Annotated in this window: 21 protein-coding genes; all 21 read right to left on the bottom strand. The window is 50.4% G+C overall.

Annotated features, from left to right (window positions below; genetic code table 11):
• Positions 1 to 15: 15 nt before the first annotated feature.
• On the bottom strand, positions 16 to 660 hold the full coding sequence (locus Q0Y65_RS04095) for a hypothetical protein (protein WP_297957429.1): 645 nt from the start codon (positions 658 to 660) through the stop codon (positions 16 to 18).
• Positions 661 to 1,174: 514 nt separating this feature from the next.
• Positions 1,175 to 2,557 (bottom strand): carbohydrate-binding domain-containing protein, encoded by a 1,383-nt coding sequence (locus Q0Y65_RS04100; RefSeq protein ID WP_297957432.1) that lies wholly within the window; start codon positions 2,555 to 2,557, stop codon positions 1,175 to 1,177.
• Positions 2,558 to 2,665: 108 nt separating this feature from the next.
• Positions 2,666 to 3,406, bottom strand: coding sequence for a DUF4956 domain-containing protein (locus Q0Y65_RS04105; RefSeq protein ID WP_297957435.1), 741 nt, complete (start codon positions 3,404 to 3,406; stop codon positions 2,666 to 2,668).
• Between the two features lie 4 nt (positions 3,407 to 3,410).
• The gene (locus Q0Y65_RS04110) at positions 3,411 to 4,223 is read right to left on the bottom strand and encodes a polyphosphate polymerase domain-containing protein (RefSeq protein ID WP_297957438.1); all 813 of its coding nucleotides are present in this window, start codon (positions 4,221 to 4,223) and stop codon (positions 3,411 to 3,413) included.
• Positions 4,224 to 4,709: 486 nt separating this feature from the next.
• Positions 4,710 to 5,234, bottom strand: coding sequence for a DNA-3-methyladenine glycosylase (locus tag Q0Y65_RS04115; RefSeq protein WP_297957442.1), 525 nt, complete (start codon positions 5,232 to 5,234; stop codon positions 4,710 to 4,712).
• 1 nt (position 5,235) lies between these two features.
• Positions 5,236 to 6,987 (bottom strand): NFACT family protein, encoded by a 1,752-nt coding sequence (locus Q0Y65_RS04120; protein WP_297957444.1) that lies wholly within the window; start codon positions 6,985 to 6,987, stop codon positions 5,236 to 5,238.
• Positions 6,988 to 7,099: 112 nt separating this feature from the next.
• On the bottom strand, positions 7,100 to 7,918 hold the full coding sequence (locus tag Q0Y65_RS04125; RefSeq protein WP_297957447.1) for a putative RNA methyltransferase: 819 nt from the start codon (positions 7,916 to 7,918) through the stop codon (positions 7,100 to 7,102).
• Between the two features lie 9 nt (positions 7,919 to 7,927).
• Positions 7,928 to 9,385, bottom strand: coding sequence for a Nif3-like dinuclear metal center hexameric protein (locus Q0Y65_RS04130; protein ID WP_297957450.1), 1,458 nt, complete (start codon positions 9,383 to 9,385; stop codon positions 7,928 to 7,930).
• Positions 9,386 to 9,480: 95 nt separating this feature from the next.
• Positions 9,481 to 9,756 (bottom strand): zinc-ribbon domain containing protein, encoded by a 276-nt coding sequence (locus Q0Y65_RS04135; protein ID WP_028521131.1) that lies wholly within the window; start codon positions 9,754 to 9,756, stop codon positions 9,481 to 9,483.
• A 90-nt stretch (positions 9,757 to 9,846) separates the two neighbouring features.
• The gene (locus Q0Y65_RS04140) at positions 9,847 to 10,440 is read right to left on the bottom strand and encodes a sigma-70 family RNA polymerase sigma factor (RefSeq protein ID WP_297957454.1); all 594 of its coding nucleotides are present in this window, start codon (positions 10,438 to 10,440) and stop codon (positions 9,847 to 9,849) included.
• Between the two features lie 91 nt (positions 10,441 to 10,531).
• Positions 10,532 to 12,064, bottom strand: coding sequence for a hypothetical protein (locus tag Q0Y65_RS04145; protein ID WP_297957456.1), 1,533 nt, complete (start codon positions 12,062 to 12,064; stop codon positions 10,532 to 10,534).
• A gap of 384 nt (positions 12,065 to 12,448) precedes the next feature.
• Positions 12,449 to 13,072, bottom strand: a complete 624-nt coding sequence (locus Q0Y65_RS04150; protein ID WP_297957458.1) for a helix-turn-helix domain-containing protein — start codon at positions 13,070 to 13,072, stop codon at positions 12,449 to 12,451.
• A gap of 195 nt (positions 13,073 to 13,267) precedes the next feature.
• A complete protein-coding gene (ftsZ, locus tag Q0Y65_RS04155) occupies positions 13,268 to 14,398 on the bottom strand; it encodes a cell division protein FtsZ (RefSeq protein ID WP_297957460.1) in 1,131 nt (376 codons plus the stop codon).
• 182 nt (positions 14,399 to 14,580) lie between these two features.
• Positions 14,581 to 15,666 carry a cell division protein FtsQ/DivIB gene (locus Q0Y65_RS04160; protein WP_297957463.1) on the bottom strand — a complete coding sequence of 362 codons (1,086 nt, stop codon included), beginning with the start codon at positions 15,664 to 15,666 and terminating at the stop codon, positions 14,581 to 14,583.
• Between the two features lie 22 nt (positions 15,667 to 15,688).
• Positions 15,689 to 16,948 (bottom strand): UDP-N-acetylglucosamine 1-carboxyvinyltransferase, encoded by a 1,260-nt coding sequence (gene murA / locus Q0Y65_RS04165; RefSeq protein ID WP_297957465.1) that lies wholly within the window; start codon positions 16,946 to 16,948, stop codon positions 15,689 to 15,691.
• 52 nt (positions 16,949 to 17,000) lie between these two features.
• On the bottom strand, positions 17,001 to 17,879 hold the full coding sequence (locus tag Q0Y65_RS04170) for an alpha/beta fold hydrolase (protein ID WP_297957467.1): 879 nt from the start codon (positions 17,877 to 17,879) through the stop codon (positions 17,001 to 17,003).
• Positions 17,866 to 19,008: an undecaprenyldiphospho-muramoylpentapeptide beta-N-acetylglucosaminyltransferase gene (gene murG / locus Q0Y65_RS04175; RefSeq protein ID WP_297957469.1), complete on the bottom strand. Its 1,143-nt coding sequence runs from the start codon at positions 19,006 to 19,008 to the stop codon at positions 17,866 to 17,868. The genes Q0Y65_RS04170 and murG overlap by 14 nt, the downstream gene beginning before the upstream one ends.
• The gene (locus Q0Y65_RS04180) at positions 19,005 to 20,291 is read right to left on the bottom strand and encodes an FtsW/RodA/SpoVE family cell cycle protein (RefSeq protein ID WP_297957472.1); all 1,287 of its coding nucleotides are present in this window, start codon (positions 20,289 to 20,291) and stop codon (positions 19,005 to 19,007) included. Before Q0Y65_RS04180 ends, murG begins: the two co-directional genes overlap by 4 nt.
• A gap of 34 nt (positions 20,292 to 20,325) precedes the next feature.
• The gene (gene mraY / locus Q0Y65_RS04185; protein WP_297957474.1) at positions 20,326 to 21,363 is read right to left on the bottom strand and encodes a phospho-N-acetylmuramoyl-pentapeptide-transferase; all 1,038 of its coding nucleotides are present in this window, start codon (positions 21,361 to 21,363) and stop codon (positions 20,326 to 20,328) included.
• A 22-nt stretch (positions 21,364 to 21,385) separates the two neighbouring features.
• On the bottom strand, positions 21,386 to 22,825 hold the full coding sequence (locus Q0Y65_RS04190) for a UDP-N-acetylmuramoyl-L-alanyl-D-glutamate--2,6-diaminopimelate ligase (RefSeq protein ID WP_297957476.1): 1,440 nt from the start codon (positions 22,823 to 22,825) through the stop codon (positions 21,386 to 21,388).
• A 39-nt stretch (positions 22,826 to 22,864) separates the two neighbouring features.
• Positions 22,865 to 25,291: a penicillin-binding transpeptidase domain-containing protein gene (locus tag Q0Y65_RS04195; protein ID WP_297957478.1), complete on the bottom strand. Its 2,427-nt coding sequence runs from the start codon at positions 25,289 to 25,291 to the stop codon at positions 22,865 to 22,867.
• Positions 25,292 to 25,527 lie beyond the last annotated feature (236 nt).

The raw sequence follows: 25,527 nt of genomic DNA on the forward strand, positions 1-25,527 counted from the left end.
CCTTTATTCCTGTGACTAAACTATATACCTTCCAAGCAGTGCCCGATATGCCTTTTCAAGTACGGGAGCATTCTCCCCGAAGGCCTCCGGCGCAGCAAAATAAGTCTTTACCGCGCGGTCGAGATCCTTGATATACTCGCCTATGGCCTCGCCTGCCTGTTCCTCTGTAAGAGCACCCGTGTTTATGAGCCGCCGCGAAAAGCTGCCGTCGCCTATCTCGAAGCTGTACCCCTCAACGCCCAGCCCCGCAAGGTAGCTGTGCTCCAGCTTTGCCCTGTAGGCGAAAAAGCTGTGGAACATATCTATAAGAGCGGCGCTCTGGGTGCGGATATTCACTCTCAGGGTACCAAGATACTGCTGAGGGACTCTTTCCAGCTCCACCTTATAGCTTATAGTGGGACGGTACTTGTATTCCAGCGCGGTCTTAACCGTCATAAGGGAGGGCGACCGCTGCTCCTGTATTCGGAAGCTGCTGTTCATCAGCTCGGCTATCTGGCCGAATATCTCTCTCATGCGCATTTCGGGAGTCACGCAGGACAGCCTTTCCGCAAGTATCTGGTTTATGAGGTTGGAGCGGCTGGTGCCCAGTCTGTAGGCCTGCTCGTCAACAGCCTTTATAACGTCGTCCATGAGGACGAGGCTGTACACGCTTTTTTTCATGGCGGATCACTTCCCTTCTCTGTTATATTCATCTTAGCACGGATTATAGAATTTGTCAAGCAGATTATATAATCTTTCACGCAAATTTCACAATGCAAAAAAAGTCCGCTCACAGGGAGCGGATAATTCGGCCCAAACGGCTTTCACCGTTTAGCACTGTGGACCGAGCCATAGACAATAAGTTAAAAAAAGTTATTGAGAATAGAAAACATGAAAAAATTACAAATGAAAGGGGTTAGTTTTATTACTTGACAAAACTATTTCTATGGCGTGCAAGTGAACTAATACTCAGTATCAAGCACATGAGAGGGGAGGGTACTTGATATTGAATACCAATAATCTTCATTTGCTGATATTATTATATTGCAAAACTGCCCGTTTGTAAATATACATTTGTACACCAAAATATAATAATGTGTACTTTTCTCAGTTTTTTGCGATTTTTTATTGTCAATTTTTTATAAATTTGTTTTCTGTTCTTACATATTTACATCTTATTTATAAAAAATCTTTGTTATTTTAATTTAAACAGGTTTTGTCCCGCGGATACGTTGAATTCCTCGCTGTCGTTTCCGTTTATAACTGTGTAGAAATTTGAACCCTCATGTATATCGGGTGAGAGCATCATCAGACAGCGGAAGTCAATGTGTGGTTCCATAGTCACAACCTGTGTTCCGTCCAGCACCATCTCCACAGAGCTGCCGCCGCTTACGGTCTCTCCCAGATCAACAACTATGAACGGGTGGTCGGCATACTTGGGAGTAGAAACTAAAGTACCTGCCGCATAGAGATAGCCTGATTTGTAGCTGAAGTTGCCTGCGGAATAGACAGAGTTCTTCTCCTCCTTATTGCCGTTTCCGCCCCGTATAACTGTATAGCCGCCATTGATATTCATAGTTCCCTGCGACTTGATACCGTTGGTACCTGCCGTAACATTTATGTTTCCATCGTCTATTGTAACATCAGTGTTGGCGATGATACCTGATTTACGGGAGTCTATATTATATGTACCGCTCTCAAAAACAATATCGTCATCGCTGTTTATACCGTGGGAGGCAGTTGCCGTAACGTTAAGTTCGCCGTTGCCCTTGAACTTGATAGTATCATTTGAGAATATTGCTCCCGTTTCGTGGATATCCTTTTTCGCAACGCCGCTGGAAACGTAGTTTACCGTGCCTTCCTTTGACTTGATAGTGCAGCGCTTCGCCTCATCTATATAAATAGCAGGTGCAGATGAATTGGATATGTCAACGCCGTTGAGGACTATCGTTACCTTGTCCTCTGTAGCTGCTTCGCCTGTCCTTACAACGATCTGTCCCTCTGAAACACTGCCCGTGAACAGGTAATCGCCTTCGGCTGTTACAATGACCTTAGAGCCCTCAACAGTAACATTGCTTCCCGTTACCTTGGGACTGCTTCCCAGTGTTATCTCCGCAGTGTACTCCTTGACTTCCTCGCCGCCGTTTCCGCCCGAGCCGCTTCCCGTACCGCTTCCGCCGCCCGATGACGAACCGCCCCCATTGGAACTTCCGCCGCCAGAATTATTGTCCGAGCCGCCGCCCGATGACGAGCCGCCGCCATTGGAGCTTCCGCCGCCATTCTTTGCGGTTGTGGTGGTCGCAGCCTTCTTGTCCCCTGCCTTCGTTGTAGTCGTATCCTTTTCCTTGCCGTCCTTTGCCGCTGTGGTGACTTCCTTGCCGTCCTTGTCGGTGGTCTTTTCGGCAGTCTCCTTTTCGCTTCCGCTCTTATCAGAGGACTCTCCCGATCCTGCGGAGTCAGATGTGGATGTCTGACTGTCAGTTACCTCAGATGAGCTTTTCTTGTCCTTTCCGCATGAGCAGACCGATGTCATTACCGTAAGAGCTGCAAATGCTGCCAATATCCTTCTATATTTCATAATATACACTCCTTTTTCCCTCCATATACAAAATTTGCCAGACCTGTGATCAAATCAAGCCTGACAAATTTTTATGTAAGAGGGTGGTACTTTCTTATTTATTTCTATTTAGTTTTCGTAGATCTTATCATCGTACTTGAAGAATACGAGGTTTATGGTCATATTGCCGTTAAGTGCGCGAAGCTCGTCAACGAACTTCTTCTGATCCACATTTTCGAGAACGTCAACGCTGTAGATAAGCTCGAACAGTGTTCCGAAGTTTGTGGTCTTTACTCTCCTGAGCTTGTGATATGTGGTATATCTTGAGAGTACGGGCTCGAAAACGCCCTGATAATCGAGGTTTTCGGGAATAGCTATCTTCAGGGTCATGTGTCTCTTCTTGCAGCCGCCGAAGTCGGTCTCGCTGAGAATGAACATCACGATGCCGAGAATTATGAAGAATACGATAGCAAAGCCGATATATCCGATACCGCAGGCAACACCTGCTGCCATTGCGAAGAAGATATACGCGATATCCTTCGGATCGCCCGCCACGCTTCGGAACCTGACAAGTGTGAACGCACCTGCAAGACTGAGAGCGCCTGCCGTGGTATTAATGAGAAGAAGTATCAGCGATACTATTGTCGGGAGCATTATCATTGTAAGAACATAGCTCTGCGAATAGCCTTCTTTTCTGTGAGTAACGATGTATATAAGGCTTATGAGGAAGCCTATAAGAAGTGCAGCGCCCACGCAGAAGAAGAATTCCCCCGGCTTTATGGTGCTGAGATCCGAACCGTTGCTTATCACCGAGTCACCGTTTTCATAATACTTTGAAAGTACATTTCCGAAAAAACCGTGTTCAAACATAAAATCATACGCTCCTGTTCATAATGATGTTGTGGTTTACCATTGAGATCCCCGATATATATATACGTGGCCTGCCTCCCGACGCCTGCTGAGCGCCCTCTACCTGACTTTTAACGAAGTTCTGGTAGGCTCTGCCGTACTTGGAGAAGCTGGTCTTGTAGATCTCAAGCTCGGACAGCTTGTTCACCAGCCAGTCGGGTATCGCATTGGAAACCTTGACCTCCATGAGTCTCTGGTCAGCACCGATTATGTAGTTGCCGTAGCTCTCGTAGTTGAGTCCCAGGTCGTATCTGCGTTCTGTGATCTTTCTGTCGAAGGTAAGGCGGAAGTCTCCGTCGTCCTTTCCGAAAAAGGCCTCGCGCTGATAGCTGATGTACTGCTTGGGAGCAATGGGGTAGTTGTCAAGGAATGCGTCAAGCTCTCTGAATACCTGCTCGGTGATGTACTTTGTACACTCGGGCTTGGAGCGGTCGCGCAGGTAAGCGTCGGACTCCGCAAGAGTCATTGATACACGTCTCTTAGTAACGATGCCGCCGATCTTCTTTTTTATCTCAAGGAATACAGTGTCATCGGGTGCAGCGGGAGAATAATAGCTGCGGAGCCTTATCTTTTCCTTGTAGTAAGGCTTTGACAGGGATTCCCTTATAAGATAGTCGTCAGGGGTGTCGTAGTAGATGTTGTATATGCCGTATTCCTTGCCGCCTATGCAGTACTTATCGGGGTTCATATACTGTGATATGACTTCCATGAGTCCGTGATACTGATCCATATTGAGCAAAAACTTGATTTCTTTACGAGCGAATGTATTAATAGCCATAATCACCTTCGCAGCGGTCACTGCCGCCCGAAGCTCACACTCCTTTCGTATCATTTGATTATATTATAGAATCGTTTTCTTAAAATAGTCTTAAGTTTGCTAAAAAGTCACCAAAAAAGCAACTTTCCGCCGCAATTTTTTCATGTTGCGGGAATTCGGCTGTATTACGTTGTTTAGAGAGACTGTTAATGTGATTTTCAGTGCTTGTAACGACTTGATATAAGTTTTTTACCATTTAAATTCGCTGTTTTTTTGTTTAGTTTTTACTATTTCAACACATGTTTAGTGTTGATTTTTAATATTAATCACTCCCTCGATCCATTATTATAGCAATTTTTGAACAAAGCTGCGCAATAAATGACGCAAACGCCCTTTTTTCGGAGCTTATCAGCTCTTTCCGAGCAGTACAATAATGATATTGTCAGCTCTGATGTTATATGCCTCGTCATGCTCAGACTCGTTTCACGCACGGAGCGCTGCCTGCCTTCACTGCTGCTCATCGCAGGCGATAAAGCGCCACTCAACATCCTTCCAGTACTCCCCCGCGTAGTCTATGCCTACTCTCGGAGCAGTCCTGATAACCGGCCGATAGCCGTCGTCCTCGAACCATATCTCACCGCAGCTGCGGAGATCGGCTCCGTTAAAGCTTCCGTCGATCTTCATATTCTTTGTCAGCTTTGCAGGCCCGTCGTATCTGACCCCTGCACGGAGAAGCAGTCCCTGGGGCTGATCCTTCTCCCCTGTTATTATATTCATGAGCCAGTGCATACCGTAGCACAGGTATACATATATGACACCGCTTTCGCCGTAGAGCAGCTCCGTGCGCCCGGTGCGCCCCTTTGCCGCGTGGCAGCCCTTGTCCTCCTCGCCGCGGTAGGCCTCGGTCTCGGCGATCCTCTCGCGGAGCTCGGTGCCGTCGGGCAGGCGGTGTACAAGTATCTTCCCCACAAGGTCGGGAGCCGCTTCAAGTACGTCGCGGTGGAAAAAACCGGGATCTATCCTCTTGTTCATATCATACCCTCAGACTTTTTTCAAGCTCTGCGTCGGGCTTCACGAAAGCGGTCTTATAGTTTGTGAATATGACCTTTCCGGGCTTTGCGCCGGCAGGCTTCTTCACATACCTTGCAAGGCAGTAATCCACGGGCACAAGTCCCGAATCCCTGCCGCTGCTGTTTACCGCAGCTATGACAGCCGCCTCCTCGATAGTCTTATCGGGAGGAGTCTCCCCGTCTGTGAGTATCAGCACATGGGAGCCCGTGATGAGCTGGGTGTGCAGCCATATATCCGTCTTTTCCGCGAACTTCAGGCTGAGCTGGTCGTTCTGTTTGTTGTTACGGCCTACCAGTATGGTAAATCCGTCGCTTGACTTGTATTCTATGGGCGGCAGAGCCTTGGGCGGCTTAGCCTTTCCGCCTGCATAGCGGACATAGCCCTGTTCCTTCAGCTCAAGTCTCAGCTGTATTATATCATTCTCCGAGGAGGCTCTGGTAAGTGAGTCGAACACGCTTTCAAGGTACTGAAGCTCCTCCTCGCCCTTCTGTATCTGCTCGGCCAGCTTTTCCTCGGCAGTGACCGATTTCTTGTACTCGCTGTAGTAATGCTGGGCATTCTGTGCAGGTGTCTTTCTCACGTCCAGAGGAATGGTCACAACAGGACACTCCTCATCGTAGAAATTCTCCACGGCAGCCGAGCTGTCGCCCTTCTGTATGCGGTACATATTGGCGGAGATAAGGTCTCCCCACAGCTTTGCCCTGTCCTTGTCGGCGCAGGCTGCAAGCTCCTCCTTCTGGGCAGCTATACGCCTTGCGGTCCTGTCGGTCAGGTTCATGAGCAGCTTGAAGAGGTCGTTTGCACGCTGCTTTGTACGGGCAGCTCTGTCACGCTCCGCATAGAAATAGTCCAGAAGCTCGGATGCGCCTCCCAGCTCCTTTGTGTACATAAGGGTACCGAACTGGGAAAGACGTACAAAGGAGAAGTCCTTCAGCTGTCCCTCCTTGTCGCTTACCGCAGAGAAGCAGCACTCGCCGCTTTCAAGCTGTTCACGGGTGCGCTTTATGGTAAAGAGCAGCCTGTCAAGCTGGTCATCGGTAATGGTATCGCTTTCGATATGGGCTCCTCTCCCCGCAAAAAACGCCCACTCACGGGCAAGTATGGGAGATATGCCCTCAAATATCCGTATCAGTGCCTTGGAAAGCTCCTTCGGCTGCGTTTCGCGGAGCCTTTCCCTGATAACGTCAGGCTCTGCTGTCAGGAAATTCAGCCTGTCGTCTCTCGGCGGCAGGGTGTATTCCATTCCCGGGAGCACAATTCTCTCGCGGGACATCTCCTCGTCAACGCGCTTGATACTGTCGATGACCCTGCCCTCCCCGTTTATCATTATAAGGTTGGAGCAGCGTCCCATTATCTCGCAGGCCAGAGTTACTGTGACTATGTCCCCCAGCTCGTTGACGCACTCAAAATCAAGGAAGAGTATACGCTCCAGGCCGTCCTGACGGATATCTATGAGCTTTCCGCTACCCAGACGCTTCCTCATCAGCATACAGAACATGGGCGGAGTCTGTGGGTTATCCACGCTGTTTTCCGTGATGTGGACTCTCGCGCTTCCTGCATTTGCCGATATATAAAGCTTTTTGCTGCCGCTCCTCAGACGTATGGAGATGATGATCTCCTCGCGGGAGGGCTGGTGTATCTTTTCCACTCTGCCGCCTATTAGGGGCATGAGTTCCTGTTTCACTGCATATAAAAACGCTCCGTCCAGAGCCATAAGATCATTCCTTTGCTATTGTATTGCTCATTATAGTATACGGCGGGGCTCCGACAAAAACTGCATAATATTTTCTACATATATTATAACATTTTGTGCGCAATACTTCCAATCAATTATTGCGATAAACAAGGAGCTCAAAGTCAGCTTTTGTTGTAAGCTGCTGAAGCTCCGCAAGCCTCTCCTGCTGCTCCCTGCCTGTACGGTAGTAATAGGGAGTCATGGAGAAAAGTGCCGTTATATCCTCTGAGGAGCCAAGCTCCATTGTATATGTGACCCTCTTTGCAGACACAAAGGTGAAGCCTTCCAGCTCGTATGGCTTTACCTCGTTCCTGTAGGGGGTATCATATACCGCCTGTTTCAGCTCCCACAGGTGGTCTGCCGACGGGATAGCCATTATCATTACCCCGTCCTTTTTCAGTACCCTGCGGAACTCCTCGCCGCAATACGGCGCAAACAGCGTCACCAGCATATCGCAGGAGCTGTCTGCCGCAGGTATGTGGAACACGCTTGCCACGGCAAGCTCCGCCTCTCTGCACCTCTTTGCGCAGTATTCCACCGCCGCCTTTGATATATCTATGCCGCAGACCTTCGCCGCAATATCCTGCGACTTCAGTCGGTCGATAATTGCGCTTGTGTAATAGCCCTCGCCGCAGCCTGCGTCAATAATCGCCCCGCCTTCAAGGTTCTCCGCGACAGCGTCACAGAGGGCGTCACACAGTGGCTTATAGTAGCCCTTGTCGAGAAAGCGCCGCCGTGCCTGCACCATGAGCTTGTTGTCGCCGTGGACCGTCTTGCCCATGTGCTTTGAAAGCAGCAGGTTCACATAGCCGCTCTTTGCTTTGTCGAAGCTGTGACGCTTCGGGCAGATGTAGCTGTTCCCCGATATTTCCAGCCGTTCGCCGCATACGGGGCATACGAATATACTCATAGCCTCACCTCAGACATATTCGCAGGGATCAACAGAGGATTCCGCTATCTCGATATCCAGCTGAGGGAATCTTTCCTCCAGTACGCGGCGGAGCTCCCACAGCACAAGGTTCTCGGTGTGGAAGTGTCCGCAGTCCAGCAGCGCCATGCCGCGGTTGTTGGCGTCTATCCACACATCATGCTTCACATCGCCTGTAATAAGAGCGTCGCAGCCCTTTTCCGCCGCAAGCTCCAGCATTGAACCGCCTGAGCCCGAACAGAAGGCTATGCGCCTTATCTCCATGTCCGCGCAGTGGGACGTCCTTACCCTTTCGCAGCCGAATATCTCCTTGCAGAGCTCCGCAAGAGCCCTTCCCGTAATGCGCTCACGAAGTTCAATTATCCAGCCCAGACTGTTTCCGCCCCCCAGCTCCTCAAATGGCTGAGGCTCGCCTTCAATGCCGAGCTTTTCGCGGAGCTTCCCAAGAATAACGCCGTTTATGCCGCCTGCGGCTATATCCAGATTGGTGTGGAGACAAACCGCGCCTATGCCGCTCTCGATGAGTGTGTAGACGGGATCATCCCGCATCAGGCGCTTACGGGGCTCAAATATAACGGGGTGATGGGAGATCATGAGCTCCGCGCATTTGATATCCGCCTCAGCTACCGCTTCATTTGTTATATCAAGACTGAGCAGTAACTTGCAGCATTCCTGTTCCGAGCTCTCCACCAGATAGCCTGAATTGTCCCATTTTTCCTGAGCTGCAAAGGGATACAGCCCGTCAAGGAAGTCTACGATATCGCTTATCTTCTCAAAGCCTATACCCTTTTCCGTCTTTTTCGCAAGAGCGCGGAAATGCTGCGCTTCGCACTCCCTGCCTGCTTTTCCCAGGTTCTCGGCGACTCTTTCAAGGCGCTGCGCCTCCCTTGCTCTGTACCTGCTGGCAGTCTCGTCATTCTCGTCAAACTCACCGCACAGCGCCTCGGCCTCGGTGAGTCTCCGCGGGAAGGGACAGTATTCCGCTGTCATGATGACATACATCTTGTCTCCGTCCTCAACAGCATACTCGTCGGTTATGGCAAGGTCGTACTCATACAGCTTCCTGCGCAGCACCTCGGGCTTTGTCATGGGCTGAAGTATCCAGCGTATATCTATATTCTCCTGAGCTCTTGTGTCAACGGCTCCGATTATCTCCGCAATGGTCTCGCCGCCCATGCCTGCGATAACGACATCGGACACGCCATCAAGGGGAACATTTTCCAGACCGTCGGAGAGTATCAGCTCCACCTTATCCTGTATGCCGAACCTCTCAACGGTATTGCGAGCCGACTCCAGAGGTCCCTCCTTCACATCGGAGGCTATTACCCTGCTGCACTTTCCGCTGTTTATAAGCTCCGCGGCAAGATAAGCGTGGTCGGTACCAACGTCAACGGCGACGCCCTCTCCGCTTACCAGGGCGGCTATCTTTTCAAGTCTTTTATCAAGCATATTGCACCTCATTCAAAAAATAGCGCACTGCCGAAACAGTACGCATAAACAAAACCAAGCACAGCCGTTTCCGACTGTGCTTTCGGTCTCATTAATTATGCCTCGTTCATCTTTGCAAAGCAATCGCTGCAATAAACAGCTCTTCCTTCCTTGGGCTCGAAAGGAACCTTTGCTTCGCCGCCGCATGAAGCACATACAGCTGTGTACATTACGCGCTCAGCCTTTCCTGCGTTCTTTCTGGCGTCACGACATGATTTGCATCTCTGGGGCTCGTTCACGAAGCCTTTCTCTGCATAAAATTCCTGTTCGCCTGCGGAGAAAATAAACTCCTGTCCGCACTCCTTGCAAACTAATGTCTTGTCTTCGTACATAGTACAATACCTCGCTTAAATTTTTTCGACCACGGTCGGATTTACACCCACATCTTTGTAAAACAACGCTCTCTGGGTTGAGCTACACGGTCATATTTCATTTGTATCGTGCATCACTGCACGGATCTTCCTTCTTGCACGCTGCATGGCGTTATCCACCGCCTTCTCAGTCATGCCCAGCTTTTCAGCCGCACTTCTGTAGCTGAGTCCCTGAACGCACAGCGTCAGGACATTGAGCTCTGTGAGAGACAGCACCGAGCATATATTCTTCCACATCTCGGAAAAGAACTCCTTATAGAAGTAGATGCTCTCGGGAGTTTCCTCCCCTGATATGATATCCTCCGCCTCGTCGCCGATGCTTTCCGTGAACGTCATATCCTTCACCGTTTTACGGGAGAGAGTCCTCATCCTGTTGACGATACATACCTCGGCAAAGGTGGAGAACTTCACGCCCTTTTTCGGATCGAAGGCGTCGATAGCCTTCAGAAGGCTCATCATGCCCTCCTGATGGAGGTCCTCGCAGTCCGTTTCTGAGCCTGCAAAGATCTCGGATTTAATAAATACGAGCCTTGAAAAGCGCGATATCAGTACAGCGGCAGCTGTCTTGTCGGTCTTGCCGAGCACGGCCAGTTCCTCGTCTGTTTTGCTGTTAAGTTCATTGAGATCGTGATCAAAATCAAGCAAGATATCCACCCAACAATCCGCAGTTTATCATACAAGCGTTTTATTTCCGGCTCCCCGGAGATCTCTCCCCGGGAGCCGGATAACAATGATCTTAGTTTTCCTTAGCGGCTTCTTCCTCGGCAGCCTTGAGAAGCTCTGCCATATCGAAGTTGAAGTTTGCGCTCTTGTTGCCCTGTGCAGGCTTGTTCTGCTGCTGATTCTGAGCAGGTGCCTGAACGGGCTTGTTATTGATATTATTATTGTTGTTGTTATTATTGTTGCTCTTGTTGGCGTTATTGAAGTTGCCTACATTTGCAAAGGGATCGCTGACAGCAGCGGGCTTTGCGGAGGCAAGGTCTGAAAGATCAGCCTTGGGAGCCTTTGAAGGATTGAATTCAGCTCTGGGAGCCTCTGCCTTCTTTACGCTGTTATCTGACTTTGCAACATCGACTGTCTTGCGAGCCTCGCCGATGATGTTCTGAGCTTCGTTCATTCTGCTTGAGCACTGACCTGTAAGGTTATTGAGTACAGAAGCGATATCTGTGAACTTGCTGTTTACGCTCTCGATCTCTGTGAGGAGCATCTCGCGTACTGTCTTGGACATAGCGTTGACCTTATCGGCGTGTGTATTAGCCTCGTCAACTGTGTTCTTAGCCTGATCGTTGGCTTCCTTTATGCAGGCCTCGGCAGCAGCATTTGCGTTTGCGATAGCCTTTTCAGCCTCAACGTTAGCGTCCTTGAGGATCTGTGCAGCCTTGTCGTTAGCTTCCTTGGTAACAGCGTCAGCGTCAGCCTTAGCCTGATTCTTGATCTGGTTAACGTTCTTCTGAGCCTCTGCGAACATTGCGCCCATCTGAGCGATAGGATCGGTATTCTCTTCCTTGAGCTTTGTGATCTGCTCGTTGAGTGACTTGATCTCCTCGTCCTTCTTAGCGATCTCAGCGCTGATCTTGGAGGAATCGTCGCCCTTCTTAACAAGCTCTGCTATCTTGCTGTCCTTATCTGCAAGCTCCTTGGTCTTTGCAGCAAGGTCCTTATTCTTTGCATTGAGCTCTTCTGTGATCTTAGCAAGCTCCTGTCTGATCTTGGCAACTTCGCCGTCAGCAGCTGCGGCACCTGCGGCATTGCCTGCTGAAGCAGCCTTTACCTCTGCGGCCTTGAGACGGTTCCTGAGATCCTCGATCTCCTTCTTGGCAGCCTCGAGAGCGGCAGTAGTCTGAGCATTTGCCTGTGCATTATTGCCTGAAGCAGCGATCTTGGCCTCTGAAGCCTTGAGCTGCTCCTTGAGAGTTTCTATTTCCTTCTTTGCAGCCTCAAGTGCAGCAGCAGCCTGAGCGCTTCCTGCGGCTCCGCCAGCAGCCTTGAGCTGTGCAATAGTTTTCTGGAGTTCTTCGTTTTCCTTCTTAGCCTGTCTGAGTGCATTATTGGAGGTATTGAGCTTCTCCTGAAGATTCTCCACCTGATTCCTGTACTTTATAACTTCCTGAGGGTCTGAAGGACCGTTCTCCTTTGAAGCTTTAAGCTCGTCCTCAAGAGCTACGATCTTGGAATTGAGTTCGTCGAGGTAAGTAATAACGTCTTCCTTTACGAAGCCTCTCTGACCCATCTTGGTTTCTCTTAATACTGTTGGTGACTGTTCGCCCATGGTACTCTCCATTCCCCTCGGTAGGACCGAGGTAAAAAATTAAGGAATAAGAACCCATACTCAGCTCATGTGAAGGCTGTTTTTGGTGATGTTGCATATAAAAGAGCCTTCACAGCCCATGAATACAGGTTCTGATGATTACGCCTTACATAAATTATATCATAATTATTATATTATTTCAACTATTGAAATGTAGAAAATTTGGATTGATTTTAGTGCAATTTACTATAAAAACGGGCAAAATTATACCACCCGTTAATAATGCAGTCAACTCCTTTATCATAATACGTTATATCAGCTCATTAAGTTACAATTTGTAAACATAAAAACTATACGAAATATGCTTTTTTCATATCCATTGAAAATTGCCGGAGGATATTCACTTCAAATCCAAAAATATCCCCGACTCTCCAGAAACAGGACGAAAAATACGATAAATTCCACCACCAGGCCTATACCTAAAACCAAAGCCAGAGTCAGAATATATTTCTTTTTCAAGCCCTTTCGCTTTTCGAGCTCCTTTGCCTTTTCGATGTCATCGAGAGTTTCGCCGTTCATGAACGCAATGACCTCGCGATAAGTCTGAACGTCGTTCTCCATCTGCATTTTACCCATTTTATGAAATGCTATATATGCGGCTACCAGAAACGCACCGGTAAGCATCGCAAACAACAATCTCAGCGGCTCGGCGTTCAGTACAGAAGCAAGCACTGCCGATGCAAGAGCTGCAAGTGTTACCATACCTGCAAGATTATAAAGCTTTTTCATTTCTTTTCCGTCATTCTTTGTAACAGTCTCTTTCATAGTATCAACATCTCCTTTGATAAGTTCGTCAAGAGAAACGCCGAATACATCGCTCAGGATAAGCAGACTGTGGACATCGGGATAGCTCTTTTCAGTCTCCCAGTTGGATATGGTCTGGCGGCTGACATACGCGCGTTCTGCCAGTGTCTCCTGTGACCAGCCTTTTTCCGTTCTCAGTTCTTTTATCCTTTTGCTCAGTTCCATACGTTTCACTCCTTTCCGCAGGGGCATCTCCCCTGTCTGAGCTCATCATAGCAGATGCAGCCAGGTTATGCAACCAAATGCCTTTTACAAGATACAGAATACGCTGTCAAATGTCTTTGACACGTCTGTATTATGCCATTTGAAGCCTCTGTTGTATATAACAAAAGCGGCCCCGCAGGACCGCTTATATTACTATTAGTTGCCGAGCATCTTGAAGATATCATCAAGGTCGTAATCCTGGCTTGATGATGAGGGCTTTGCAGCAGCGTTGCCGCCGAAGCCGAGACCGTCAATGAGAGGATTGTCGATAGGAATGATGTCCTCCTCGGGATTTGACTCCTCAATAGTTGTGGAAGCAGGAGCATCGTCATCGTCGAAGCCGGCTGCGATAACCGTAATGGTCATCTCATCCTGCATATCCTCCTTGAACGCTGTACCGAAGATGAACTCAACGCCCTCAGCAGCTGTATCTGTGATCATCTTTGTAGCTGCATCCACATCGGAAGAAAGGATATCCTCGGACATAGCGATATTGATAAGGAGTCTCTTTGCGCCCGAGATAGATGTCTCGAGAAGCGGGCTGGAGATAACTGCGTTTGCAGCGTCTCTTGCCTTGTCCTTGCCTGTACCGTGACCGATAGCCATGTGAGCATAGCCAGCGTCCTTCATGATGGTGGAAACGTCTGCGAAGTCCAGGTTTATGTAGCCTTCCTCAACGATAAGGTCGGAAATGCTCTTTACACCTGTCTTGAGAACGTCGTCCGAAAGTGCGAAGCTCTGCATCATTGTAAGGGGCTTATCGAGGCCTACGAGAAGTCTCTCGTTAGGGATAACGATAAGTGAATCAACATACTTTCTCAGCTCTGCGATACCTCTCTCAGCCTGAGCCATCTTCTGCTCTCTCTCGAAGAGGAAGGGCTTTGTAACGACTGCAACTGTGAGTATATCCATTTCCTTTGCTATCTTTGCAACTACGGGAGCAGCACCTGTACCAGTTCCGCCGCCCATACCTGCTGTAATGAAGATCATGTCGGCACCCTTGAGGTGTGTCTCGATCTCGTCGCGGTTCTCCTCGGCGCTGCGCTGACCGATCTCGGGCTTGTTGCCTGCGCCTCTGCCCTTTGTGAGCTTGGCACCGATCGGTATCCTTGTTGTGGCCTTGGACTTGTTGAGAGCCTTTGCGTCTGTGTTGATAGCGATATATTCTATATTATTGACACCCGAATCTACCATGCAGTTAACAGCGTTTCCGCCGCCGCCGCCGACACCGATGACCTTTATATTAACATCGGGTTCGAGTGTTTCCTCATAATTGAAATCTGACATTTGAACTCCTCCTACTATTTAATTATCCTTATTTTATCAATATTATATATTACTCTATAAATACACTTTATATTTTAGCATATAGGAGCATTTTTTTCAAGTGCATACAAAAATTTTTTTATTTTCAGCATAATTAACAATTACAGAATAGCTGATATTGCCATTTTGCACATATATATCAGTCACCACTGAGTATTTTCGTAGCCTTCGCCGTATCCGTTATCGATATAGCCCCCGTCGGAATAGCCGCCGTAATCGCCCCACTGGCTGCCGTCGTCGTAGCCGCCGTTATAGTCCGTATCGCCGCTCCATTCCGTTACAGCCTCGGTAACTGTGGTAACTATGGTAGTTGTACGGCTGTTGTTTATCTCGCTGAATTTTGCCTCCATATCGGGATCCTGCTCGCTGATCTCGTCTATAGGATTGCCGTATTCGTCGGTCTTCGGAGCTGTTGTGGGCTCGATTATACCGGGTACCGCAGCGGGAGAATCGCTGTCCCTGAAGCTGCACTGGTTGGTGCCTATCATGGTGAGATAACCCTTCTTGCCCTTTACGTTCTCGTCGTTCATGACGGTATTGGCAAGATCGAGCTTATACTCAACGTCGCTCCAGTTGCCCATCTTGAAGATCATATCGTTCTTGTAGTTGACTATTATGGCGTACTCGTCGCTGAGGTCAACGGACATGATATTATTGTAGCCCTTTTCGATCATGCTGGTTATGAGGGCGGTAAAGGCTTCGTTCTTGTGCTCGTTTTCGGAGGCCACCATTTTTCCCGCCTCCGTCTCGGCAGGCTCAAGGCCGTAGATTATGGGAAGTCCGTCGGTGATAAAGCCGTTGTCCGCAAGTATCTTGCCCTTTTTGCTGACAAGGAGCGTTCCTCCGCTGTACTGCACGTTGAAGGCAGGTATGCACTTGGTAACGGTAATGCTCAAAGTGGAGGGAAAGTCGCGCTCCACCTTTGCCGTCTCCACATAAAGGAGCTGATCGAGTATCATCTGCTCGCTCTTTCCGCAGTCCAGCCTCAGAAGATTGTCGCCCTCGTTTATGCCCGAGGCCAGAACTATCTCCTCAGCCGAATACATATCGGATTCGCCCGATACCCTTATCTCGTTTATGTTGAAGAGGAAAGTATAGCTTATGGTTATAACAGCCGTTGCCACAAGGAGGATAACTACCAGACCGTAGACATTCCTCATTCTGTTGCGCCGCCTTATGCGCTTGCGGCTGTTCTTCCTTTCCACACTTGTTTTCTCGACGTCTTTCATACCTTCTCCAATTCTTTCAGCCTTATGCCCGGCGCATATCCCCGCCCAGCATTCTTACGGCTTCCTCCATTTTTTCATATCCTCTGTCTATATGACAGATGCGTGTCATTTCCGTTGTGCCCTCGGCACACAGCGCAGCTATCACCATTGCAGCACCGCCGCGCAGGTCCGTCGCCTCAACAGAGGCCCCCCTCAAAGAGGACACGCCCCTGACTACTGCCACCTTGCCTAGCACATCTATATCGGCTCCCATTTTTATGAGAGCCTCCGCGTGACGGTAACGGCAGTCGAAGATGTTCTCCTCGAATATGCTGGTGCCGTCAGCCACTGAAAGCGCAGCCATAAGCACCGCCTGAGCGTCTGTGGGGAAGCCCGGATGGGGCATTGTCCTTATCCGCTCCTTTACCGCAGTAAGCCTTGCGCCGCTGCGCAGATATATTTTATTGTCGGATGTATACACACTGCATCCCGTCTGTTCCAGCACCGATAAAAAGGGCTCCATTTCGGGAACGCAGGCATTAGTAAGTATAAGCTCGCCCTTAGCCGCGGCAGCCATTGAAAGATAGGTGGCTCCCACTATCCTGTCGGGCATTATTGTATATTCACAGCCGTGAAGCTGTTTTTTTCCGTTTACTGTGATACGGCTGCCGCCGTCGCCTTTTATATCCGCTCCGCAGGCTCTGAGGAATCCGCAGAGGTCGCATATCTCTGGCTCTCTGGCAGCATTGTTCACCACGGTCTCGCCGTCGGCTGTGACCGCGCAGAGGATTATGTTCTCGGTGGCTCCCACAGAGGGAAAGGCAAGTGATATCCTTGCTCCCTTTGCTCTGCCGCCCGCGGCCTTACAGATTATGCTGCCTCCGCTCTCACGGATATCCACGCCCATTTTCCTCAGCGCCGCAAGGTGCATATCTATGGGCCTCGGTCCAAGCTCGCAGCCCCCCGGGACGCTGACTACGCACTCCCCCGCTCTGCCGAGCATGGCTCCCATGAAGATTATTGAGGAGCGCATCTCGCGCATAAGGCATTCGGATATTTCTGTCCTGCCGATGAACTCCGAGCTTATCACAGCCGTATTGTCGGAAAAGCTGCATTTGCAGCCAACCCAGTTCAGTATCCTGGAAGCGGCATACACATCTGTGAGCCTCGGACAGCTGTGCAGCGTACACTCCCCTTTGCAGAGCAGTGCCGCCGCCATTATCGGCAGCGAGCTGTTCTTGCTGCCCTGAAGGGCAAGCTCGCCTCTCAGCCGCCTGCCGCCGTTTATAATGAATTTCTGCATTTCATCACCCCACAGCATTTTTATGTATATTATGCTGTAAGGTGAGCTTATGTTACTCTGCGCCCATGCCGTGCGCAGCAAGGAATTTTTCAAAGGTATCCGCCATTTCGCCGGGAATGGCTGTGTACATCATGTGTCCCCTGTCGGAGAGATGTACCTCGGCGCCGCATTTCTCTGCGTATTCCAGACCTGCCTGACGCCATGTTTTCTTTTTGCTCATGCCCTTCATGTCGCTTATATAGAAGCAGCAGGGGCAGCGAAGATATCCTGTGCCAACGGCCGCTGCCGCATTTGCGGTCATGAGCCGCGACTCCTCGATATACTCCCGGTTTGCTATGTTCTTGTAGAAGTATTCGCGGTAGAGCTGCTTTTCCTCGTCGGTGAGCTCGTTTCCTGCGATCAGTCCCGAGACGTTCTCCGTCCTGTTCTTCAGCAGCCTTGCCAGCAGTCCTCTTTTTGCTATGAGCTTCAGCAGCTTATGCTGCTTTGCAAGGAGTCTGTCCCTCTTTTCATCGGGGACCTCCTCGGCCTGCAATAACGCATAGTCGGGTATGCCCATATCCATGCTGAGCACCGCCTTTACCTCGTCGGGGTATGTATTGGCCCAGTAAACAGCCTCCAGTCCCGAATAGGAATGTGCCGCAAGAACATAGGGCGGCTCAATGCCTGCCCTGCGAAGCGCCTCTCTGTCCTCGCCGACAAGGTTTTCAATAGTTCTCGGAGTCTTCGCACTGCCGCTGAGACCGTAGCCTGCCTTCTCAACAACTGCTATGCGGTACTTCTGCGACATCCTTCTGTATATGGGCTTGTATTCCAGCACGGGAAGAGTGACTCCCCCTCCCGACATGAATACTATGGTAACAGGACCGCTGCCCTCGGTGTATACGTTAAGGGAAGTGCCGCCGACTTCCACTTTCTTACCTTTTTCCATTATCGCTTTTTGCAAACAGCTTTGCCACCACATTGAGGATACGGTCATTTGTATCCGTCAGGTGGAGCTTAGCCGCATTTCCGGACATTTCCTTCACCTTTTCGCTGTCGCTGTAGAGCTTTTCGATCTCTGCGATCATCTTTTCGTTGGTGACGTCCTTCTGTTCGATGACTACTGCCGCCCCTGCGTTGCCCAGCACCATTGCATTGTGGTACTGGTGATTTCCCGCAACTATTGGCGACGGGATAAGTATGGAGGCCTTTCCCGCGGCTTCAAGCTCCGCAAGAGTTGAGGCTCCCGAACGGCATATAACAAGGTCTGCCGCCGCAAGACAAACGTCCATATCGTTTATATACTCGGTAATGCGGAGCCTGTCAGACTTCAGGGGTATGCCTGCCGCCTTCATGGCCCGTGGGAAGGTATCCTTGCCCATTCCGCCGTAGCCGTGTATATGGTTTATGGGGAGCTTCTTCCCCGTATGCCACTTTATGACCTCTGTCATGGTCTCGTTGATACAGCCTGCGCCCAGACTGCCGCCGAAGGAAAGAATGGTGAAGCTGTCGTCGAAGCCCAGCTTCTTCCTTGCCTCCTCACGGCTCATGGTATTTATATTGCTGCGCACGGGAAGTCCCGTAACGCTGTACTCGAATTTGCTCTTGTCCATGAACTTCAGGGCTTCCTCCACGGTGAGCATAACGTAGTCCACTTCCTTGGAGAGGAGCTTGTTTGTAACTCCCGGATAGGCGTTCTGCTCATGTATGGCCGTAGGTATACCCATTCTTGCCGCCTTGCGGATAACGGGACCTGCCGCATAGCCGCCAGTTCCGATGGCTATATCGGGCCTGAAGCCCTCTATTATCTGCTTCGCCCTCCTGCCCGATGTGGCAAGATATGCAAGAGCCTTGGCGTTCCTGCCGATATTCTCAAGGGATATCTTCCTCTGAAAGCCTGCCACCTTTATGGTCTCAAGCCTGTATCCTGCCTTGGGCACCAGCTTTGCCTCCATGCCCTTTGGAGTGCCAGCAAAGAGGAACTCCGTATCGGGATACTCGTCTTTTATTATATCCGCTATGGCCAGACCCGGATTTATGTGTCCGCCTGTGCCTCCGCAGGCAATCAATACTCTCATGCTGATTCTCCTTCAGGCTTTGGTGTTTTTTTCGCTTTGGACTGTTTTTTCTTCTTTTTCTCCTTTGACTTCTCGTCGGGATAGTATCTGTGCTGCGATATGTTCAGCATTATGCCCATTTCCGCCAGCTGCATGATAAGGGCTGTGCCTCCGTAGCTGAAGAAGGGCAGGCTGATACCTGTATTGGGTATCAGATTGCTTACAACGGCAAGGTTGAGGATAGTCTGTATGCCTATCTGTGTGGTTATACCGACCGCAATGAGCATACCGAAGCGGTCCTTGCAGCGCACAGCTATGGAATAGCCCTCTACTATGAGAAGGAAGAATACGATGATTATTGCCAGAGCTCCCACGAAGCCCAGTTCCTCGCAGACTATGGGGAAAACGAAGTCGTTCTTGGTCTCGGGGAGATAGAGATACTTCTGACGGGAGTTGCCCAGTCCCAGGCCGAAAAGTCCGCCCGAGCCTATGGCGATAAGCGAGTTTGCGGTCTGCCATGTGTCGCCAAGCTTGTCGGCAAAGGGATTCTGCCACGACTTGATACGGACGGCAACGTAGCTTCCCGGCACCTGTGCCTGCCATGAGATATAGGCTATGGCAAGGCCGAGAGCTCCTGCGCCCAGGGCGATGAAATGCTTCTTGTTCACGCCGCCGCAGAGTATCATTGCCACGGCGATGGTGCCTATGAGTATGATACCGGAGATGTGCTTCTCCAGCGCGATAAGCAGGACGTAAACGCCCAGTATCACTGCATACTTCACAATGCCTGTGGTGAAGTTGTTCATCTTCTGGCCGTCGCGCTCCATGCTGTAGGCAAAGAAGATTATCAGCGCCAGCTTCGCCACCTCTGAGGGCTGGAGGTTTAGAGGACCGATGTCGATCCATCGTCTCGCGCCCATGGAACCGCCCTCGTCGTTACCGATGAGGAGAACGGCGATAAGCAGCACAGCTCCCAGTATATAGAGCAGGCTTGCGATATTCAGTTTTTTGAGCACGGGCAACTTCAGGTTCTTGAAGTTGTGATAGTCCATCTTCATGAAAAAAACCATGGCAACGAAGCCGATAAGGGCATTCTTTGCCTGATTCTTTGCGTAGTAAAGTCCGTCTCCCCCGTGCTCGCTGTACGCCCATGCATAGCTTGCGGACGACATCATGACTATGCCGACTACCAGCAGTATCATGACATACGCAAAGAAAGACAGACTTATATCACCGCGCCTGCCTCCCGAAAAGGGATTCGGGATAGCAGGACGCTTCTTTTTTTCGGTTTTGCTTGCTGCCATTTTTCCTCCTTAAAGACCTTCGGCTCACGCCTTATCAGAATACCAGCAGTGTAATTATTCCCAGAACTCCGAAAATAATGCCGCAGAGCGAAAAAGTTATGACGATCTTGTACTCGCTGAAGCCGCTCATCTCGAAGTGGTGGTGGATAGGTGTCATCTTGAAGATACGCTTGCCCTCTCCCGTCTTTTTCTTGGTGTACTTGAAGTAGCTCACCTGTATCACTACGGAGAGCGCCTCGATTATGTATACCATTGCAACGAGGAGTATGAGCAGATGCTTGTGGAGTATAAGTCCCACGCCTGTAACGGCTGCTCCCAGGAACATTGAGCCCGTATCGCCCATGAAGCACTTGGCAGGGTTCAGGTTCCACAGCAGGAATCCCAGACAACCGCCTGCCAGAGCCATTGTGAAGCAGGTCATCTCTCTCTGTCCGAGTATTGAGCAGCATACCGTGAATATCAGCATGGCGACGAATGTCACCGAGCCGCAGAGGCCGTCAACGCCGTCTGTGAGGTTCACCGCATTGGTGAGGTAGATTATCACGGGTATCATCAGTATATAGTAGAATATCCCCAGTGAGGGAGATCTCCAGAAGCCCAGGTCAATGCAGGTAGAGCCGTCGCCGAAGAAGTGAACGGCTGCCAGGAAGCCCACGGAGAATACCAGCTGAAGCGCTATCTTCTGCCAGGGGGTGAGTCCGTCGTTCTTCTTCCTTGCCACCTTGGTATAATCGTCTATGAAGCCTATAAGTCCGAAGGACGCCGAGAAAAGCACACAGCTCAGCAGCATATAGAAGGGCTTGAAGCTGTCCTTGTCAGTGGTGTCAATGCCTGTTTTCCACCTGTATATCCAGTAGCCGACTATGGCGGTGATAACAGTGGATATGATGAACATGAAACCGCCCATGGTGGGAGTTCCCTGCTTCTTGGCGTGCCACTTGGGTCCGTCTTCGGTCTTTATGGGCTGACCGAATTTTATCCTGTGGAGGAAGGGTACAAGGAATATACCCGACACTCCCGCGATAACGAATGACAAAAGTGCTGATACAAGATCGATTATCCAGAATGACATTTTATTCCAACAACTCCAGTTTTTAATTCTCGAGGAGCCTGAGCCCCTCAGCTACCACTTCGCGCTCGTCGAAGCGGATATGCTTCATGCCGGCAAGGATCTGATAATCCTCATGTCCCTTGCCCGCAAGAACTATTATATCACCTTTTTCAGCAATTTTCAAGGCATGATATATAGCTTCCCGTCTGTCTGTGACAACATCATAGTTGACGGGCTTATCCTCAACGCCTGTGAGTATGTCCCTGATGATAGCCTCGGGGTCCTCATTGCGGGGATTATCGGAGGTTATTATCAGCTTATCAGCGTACTTTGCAGCCGCCGCAGCCATTTTCGGGCGCTTTGCCGCGTCACGGTTTCCGCCGCAGCCGAAAAGGCAGATAAGATCGTTTTCCGTGTACTCCTTAACGCTTCTGAGGATATTTTCCAGAGCGTCCGGAGTGTGGGCGTAGTCGCAGATAACGGTGAAGTCCCTTCCGGTGGGAATGACCTCGCAGCGTCCCTTGACTCCGTTATAGTCCTCGATGGCGGGGATTATGCTCTCAATGGCGAGCCCCTCCTCAAGGCAGGCGGCTATTGCCGCAGTAATATTCGATACATTGAACAGTCCCGGCATCCTTGTCTTTATAAAGTGGGACTTGTCGCCGCAGCACAGCCAGAAGCTTGAGCCCGTGGACTTTATCTTTATGCCGTCGGCATAGTAGTCGGCGTTGCCCTTTACGCTGAAGCTGCGCTTATCACAGTTTATCTCGCCGAAAAGACGTCTGCCGTAGTCGTCATCGGAGTTTATCACGGCACAGTCGCAGATGTCAAAGAGCATCTTCTTTGCCTGATAGTAATCCTCCATATCCTTGTGGTAGTCCAGATGATCCTGTGTGAGGTTGGTGAACACCGCCACATCAAAGTGGGAAGCTCCTATCCTGTACTGGCAGAGGCCGAAGGAGGACACCTCCATCACCACATACTCACAGCCCGCGTCTGCCATTCTGGCAAGAAGTCCCATGAATTCATAGGTCAGGGGCGTGGTATTGTCGGTGTGAAGCACCTCATCGCCTATCTCGTTCTGTATCGTTCCCACAAGACCTGTCTTGTGACCGTTTCTTGTGAGTATATGCTTGATAACGTTGGTTATGGTGGTCTTTCCGTTGGTGCCCGTAACGCCGATGAGCTTCATTCTGCGCTCGGGATGTCCGAACCATGCGGAGCATATCTGTCCGTAGAGCTTTCTGGAATTGTCCGTAAGTATCTGTCTGTCGCCCAGCCCCAGATCACGCTCACACACCACTGCCGCAGCACCCTTTTCAAGCATTTCCGCAGCTGCGGTATGTCCGTCGAAGCTGCCGCCCTTTACGCAGACAAAGAGGCTGCCCTCAGTCACCTTGCGCGTATCGTCGGTCACGGAGCTTATTTCGGTGTCGCCTATTGCTGTAACGGCATTATCTTCGATAAGATCCCGTAATTTCATTTTTTGTCTGCCTCCTGTCTTTTTCTCTTTTTATATGCGTCAGTCGTTGAACTGCTGCGCTTTGAACTTTACCTCGATGGTGGTTCCCTTGGGCACCATTGAGCCGCCCTCTATGTTCTGGGACTCAACGTAGGCGTCCTCCTGCATACCGACGATGTTCTTGGACACATAGTTCAGCTCATAGCCGTACAGTGTCTGGTTCACCGCCTCGGGAGAATAGCCTGTAAGGTCGGGCACCATTACCATCTCGCTTGTGTTGCCCTTTTCAGTATAAAGGTATACATAGCCATCCTTGGAGATGGACTGTCCCGTCTGGGGAGACTGCTCCACTACCTCGATACCGCTGCCTATTACCTTTATATTGTCCTGTAATACGCCGATGCCTGCAAGAGTCCTCTTTGCGTCGTCTATGGAAGCGCCCTTTACAAGCGGCACCTTTATGTCAAGGTTCTGGAGCTCCAGCTCGCTGTACTCGGGGCTCTTGTCCATGTATTCCAGTACGTCCTCAAGTATATTTCCCGCACAGGGAACCGCGCACTTGCTTCCGTAGTACTGATCGTTGGTCTTGTCGGGCATATCCGCAAGAACAAGAAGTATCAGGTCGGGATCCTCCGCAGGTGTGAAGCATATATATGAAGCTCCGTACTCCTGCTGCTCCGCTCTCTCCTGCTTGTTCTCGTCGAGAGTCTGCTTTGTCTCGCTGAGTCGCTGAGAGGTTCCCGATTTGCCGCCGATGGCATAGCCCTTGATGTTTACGTTGCCTGTCTGGTTCTCTATAACTACGTTTTCCAGAGCCTTGCGCATCTTTGCGGAGGTGTCCTCTGAGATGACCTGACGTCTTACGGTGCGGTCATTCTTCAGGATTATATTTCCGTCGCTGTCAACTACTCTGTCCACCACATAGGGCTGGAGCAGATAGCCGCCGTTCACAACTGCGCTGCAGGCAGTTATGAGCTCAAGGGGAGTAACGGTCTCGCACTGTCCGAAGGAGGAAAGCGCAAGGTCGATATTGGTCATTGCGTTTCTCTCGGGAGTTGCCACAACAGGAGGCACATCGCCCTTCATCTCCGCAGGCAGGTCTATTCCCGTTTTCTCCTCGAAGCCGAATGCGTCGAAGTACCTGTGGAAGTTCTCGATGCCCAGCGCCCTGCCTATAGCCATGAAGGAGGGGTTGCAGGAATCGGTGAGAGCCTTCTGGAAGGACTCGGGACCGTGTCCGTCAAGCTTGTGACAGTTGATGGTGATAGGTACGTCCGTACCGTCGTCAAGGGTCTCATGGCCCGAGCATACATATGAGAATTTATTGATGTCTATAGCCTTTTCCTCAATGGCAGAGGCGGCTGTGATTATCTTGAATACCGAACCGGGCTCATAGCGCTCGCTGACGCACTTGTTGCGCCACTGACGCTCACGCGCCTCGGGAGTATATTCCTCTATGTCCTTTTCCGTCGGCTCGGTGATCTCCTTTTCGGTGAATATCTTGTTGAGGAGCATACCGTCGTCCGCCAGCTTCATGGGCTGGTTGAGGTCGAAGCTGGGATAGGTGGCCATTGCAAGAACTGCTCCTGTCTTGGGATTCATGAGAATGGCACAGGATCTGTTCTTTACGCCGTGATCCACCGACATCTCCTGAAGACGCTTTTCAAGTATGAACTGGAGCTCTCTGTCGATAGTCAGGTATACATCGGCGCCGTCCTTTGGCTCGAAGGTCTTGGAATACCTGTAGGGCAGTTCCTTGCCGTTGGAGTCAACGGCGGATACTGTTCTGCCGTCAACGCCCGAGAGGTAATCGTCGTAGTAGGCCTCCACACCGTAGGCGACGTTTCCCGTAGTAAAGCCCACCACCTGCGCAGCCAGCTCGTTCTGGGGATAATAGCGCTTTGTATCCTCCTTGGTACCTATGGATATGAAGCCCATATCCGCGAAATACTTCTGTATATCGTCCGCCACGGGCTTTTCCACCTGACGGGCGAACTCTACATAGCGGCTGTCGTCGGCCATGGCCTCCTTCACCTTCTCCGAGGTGAGGTTGAGCTTTGAGGCAAGGAAGCCTGCGGCTCTGTCCCTGAACTCATCGGACGAAGCGGGAAGCACGTTCATCTCGTTGCCGGCCTCGTCATAGACGGGAGTGTATGTACCGTTGGCCTTCTCGGCGTTGCGCTTGTCTATGAGCTTCTGGAGGGACTTCAGATCCTCATTGAAGCTCTGGGGGTCGATATAGATCTTGTACACCGTGGCGCTCTTGGCAAAGGTATAGCCGTTGGCGTCGTATATCGAGCCTCTGTGGGCCGATATGCTTATGGAACCGAAGTGCTGGTTGTTTGCCATGGTCTGATACTTCTTGTTATCGAGCACCGATATCCTGAAGAAGTTTGCAGCTATGGCTATAAAAAGCAGGCTGAAAACAGCCGTCATAACTATCTTGCTCCGAAACCTCATGGCGTTGGATGGATTGGTATTTATCACGCAAGGATCTTCCTTTCTGTGAAAAAGTCATCTATAAATAAATAAGGCAGGGTTTTCATGTGCCCCGCCTCTGAACATCTTATTTTTTTCTGGGATGTCCTCTTGTACTGATACGACGAAGGATTTATCGCTATTCAAGCGTGGGACTGCCGCTCCCGGGCTTCTTTTCCGCCCAAAGCCCGGGAACTGCAATTCCGTTATTCCGATCACCCGCTGTATCTCCGTGTTCTACATAT

The sequence above is a fragment of the uncultured Ruminococcus sp. genome (assembly GCF_947301925.1).
In the GTDB taxonomy this organism is placed as follows: domain Bacteria; phylum Bacillota; class Clostridia; order Oscillospirales; family Ruminococcaceae; genus Ruminococcus.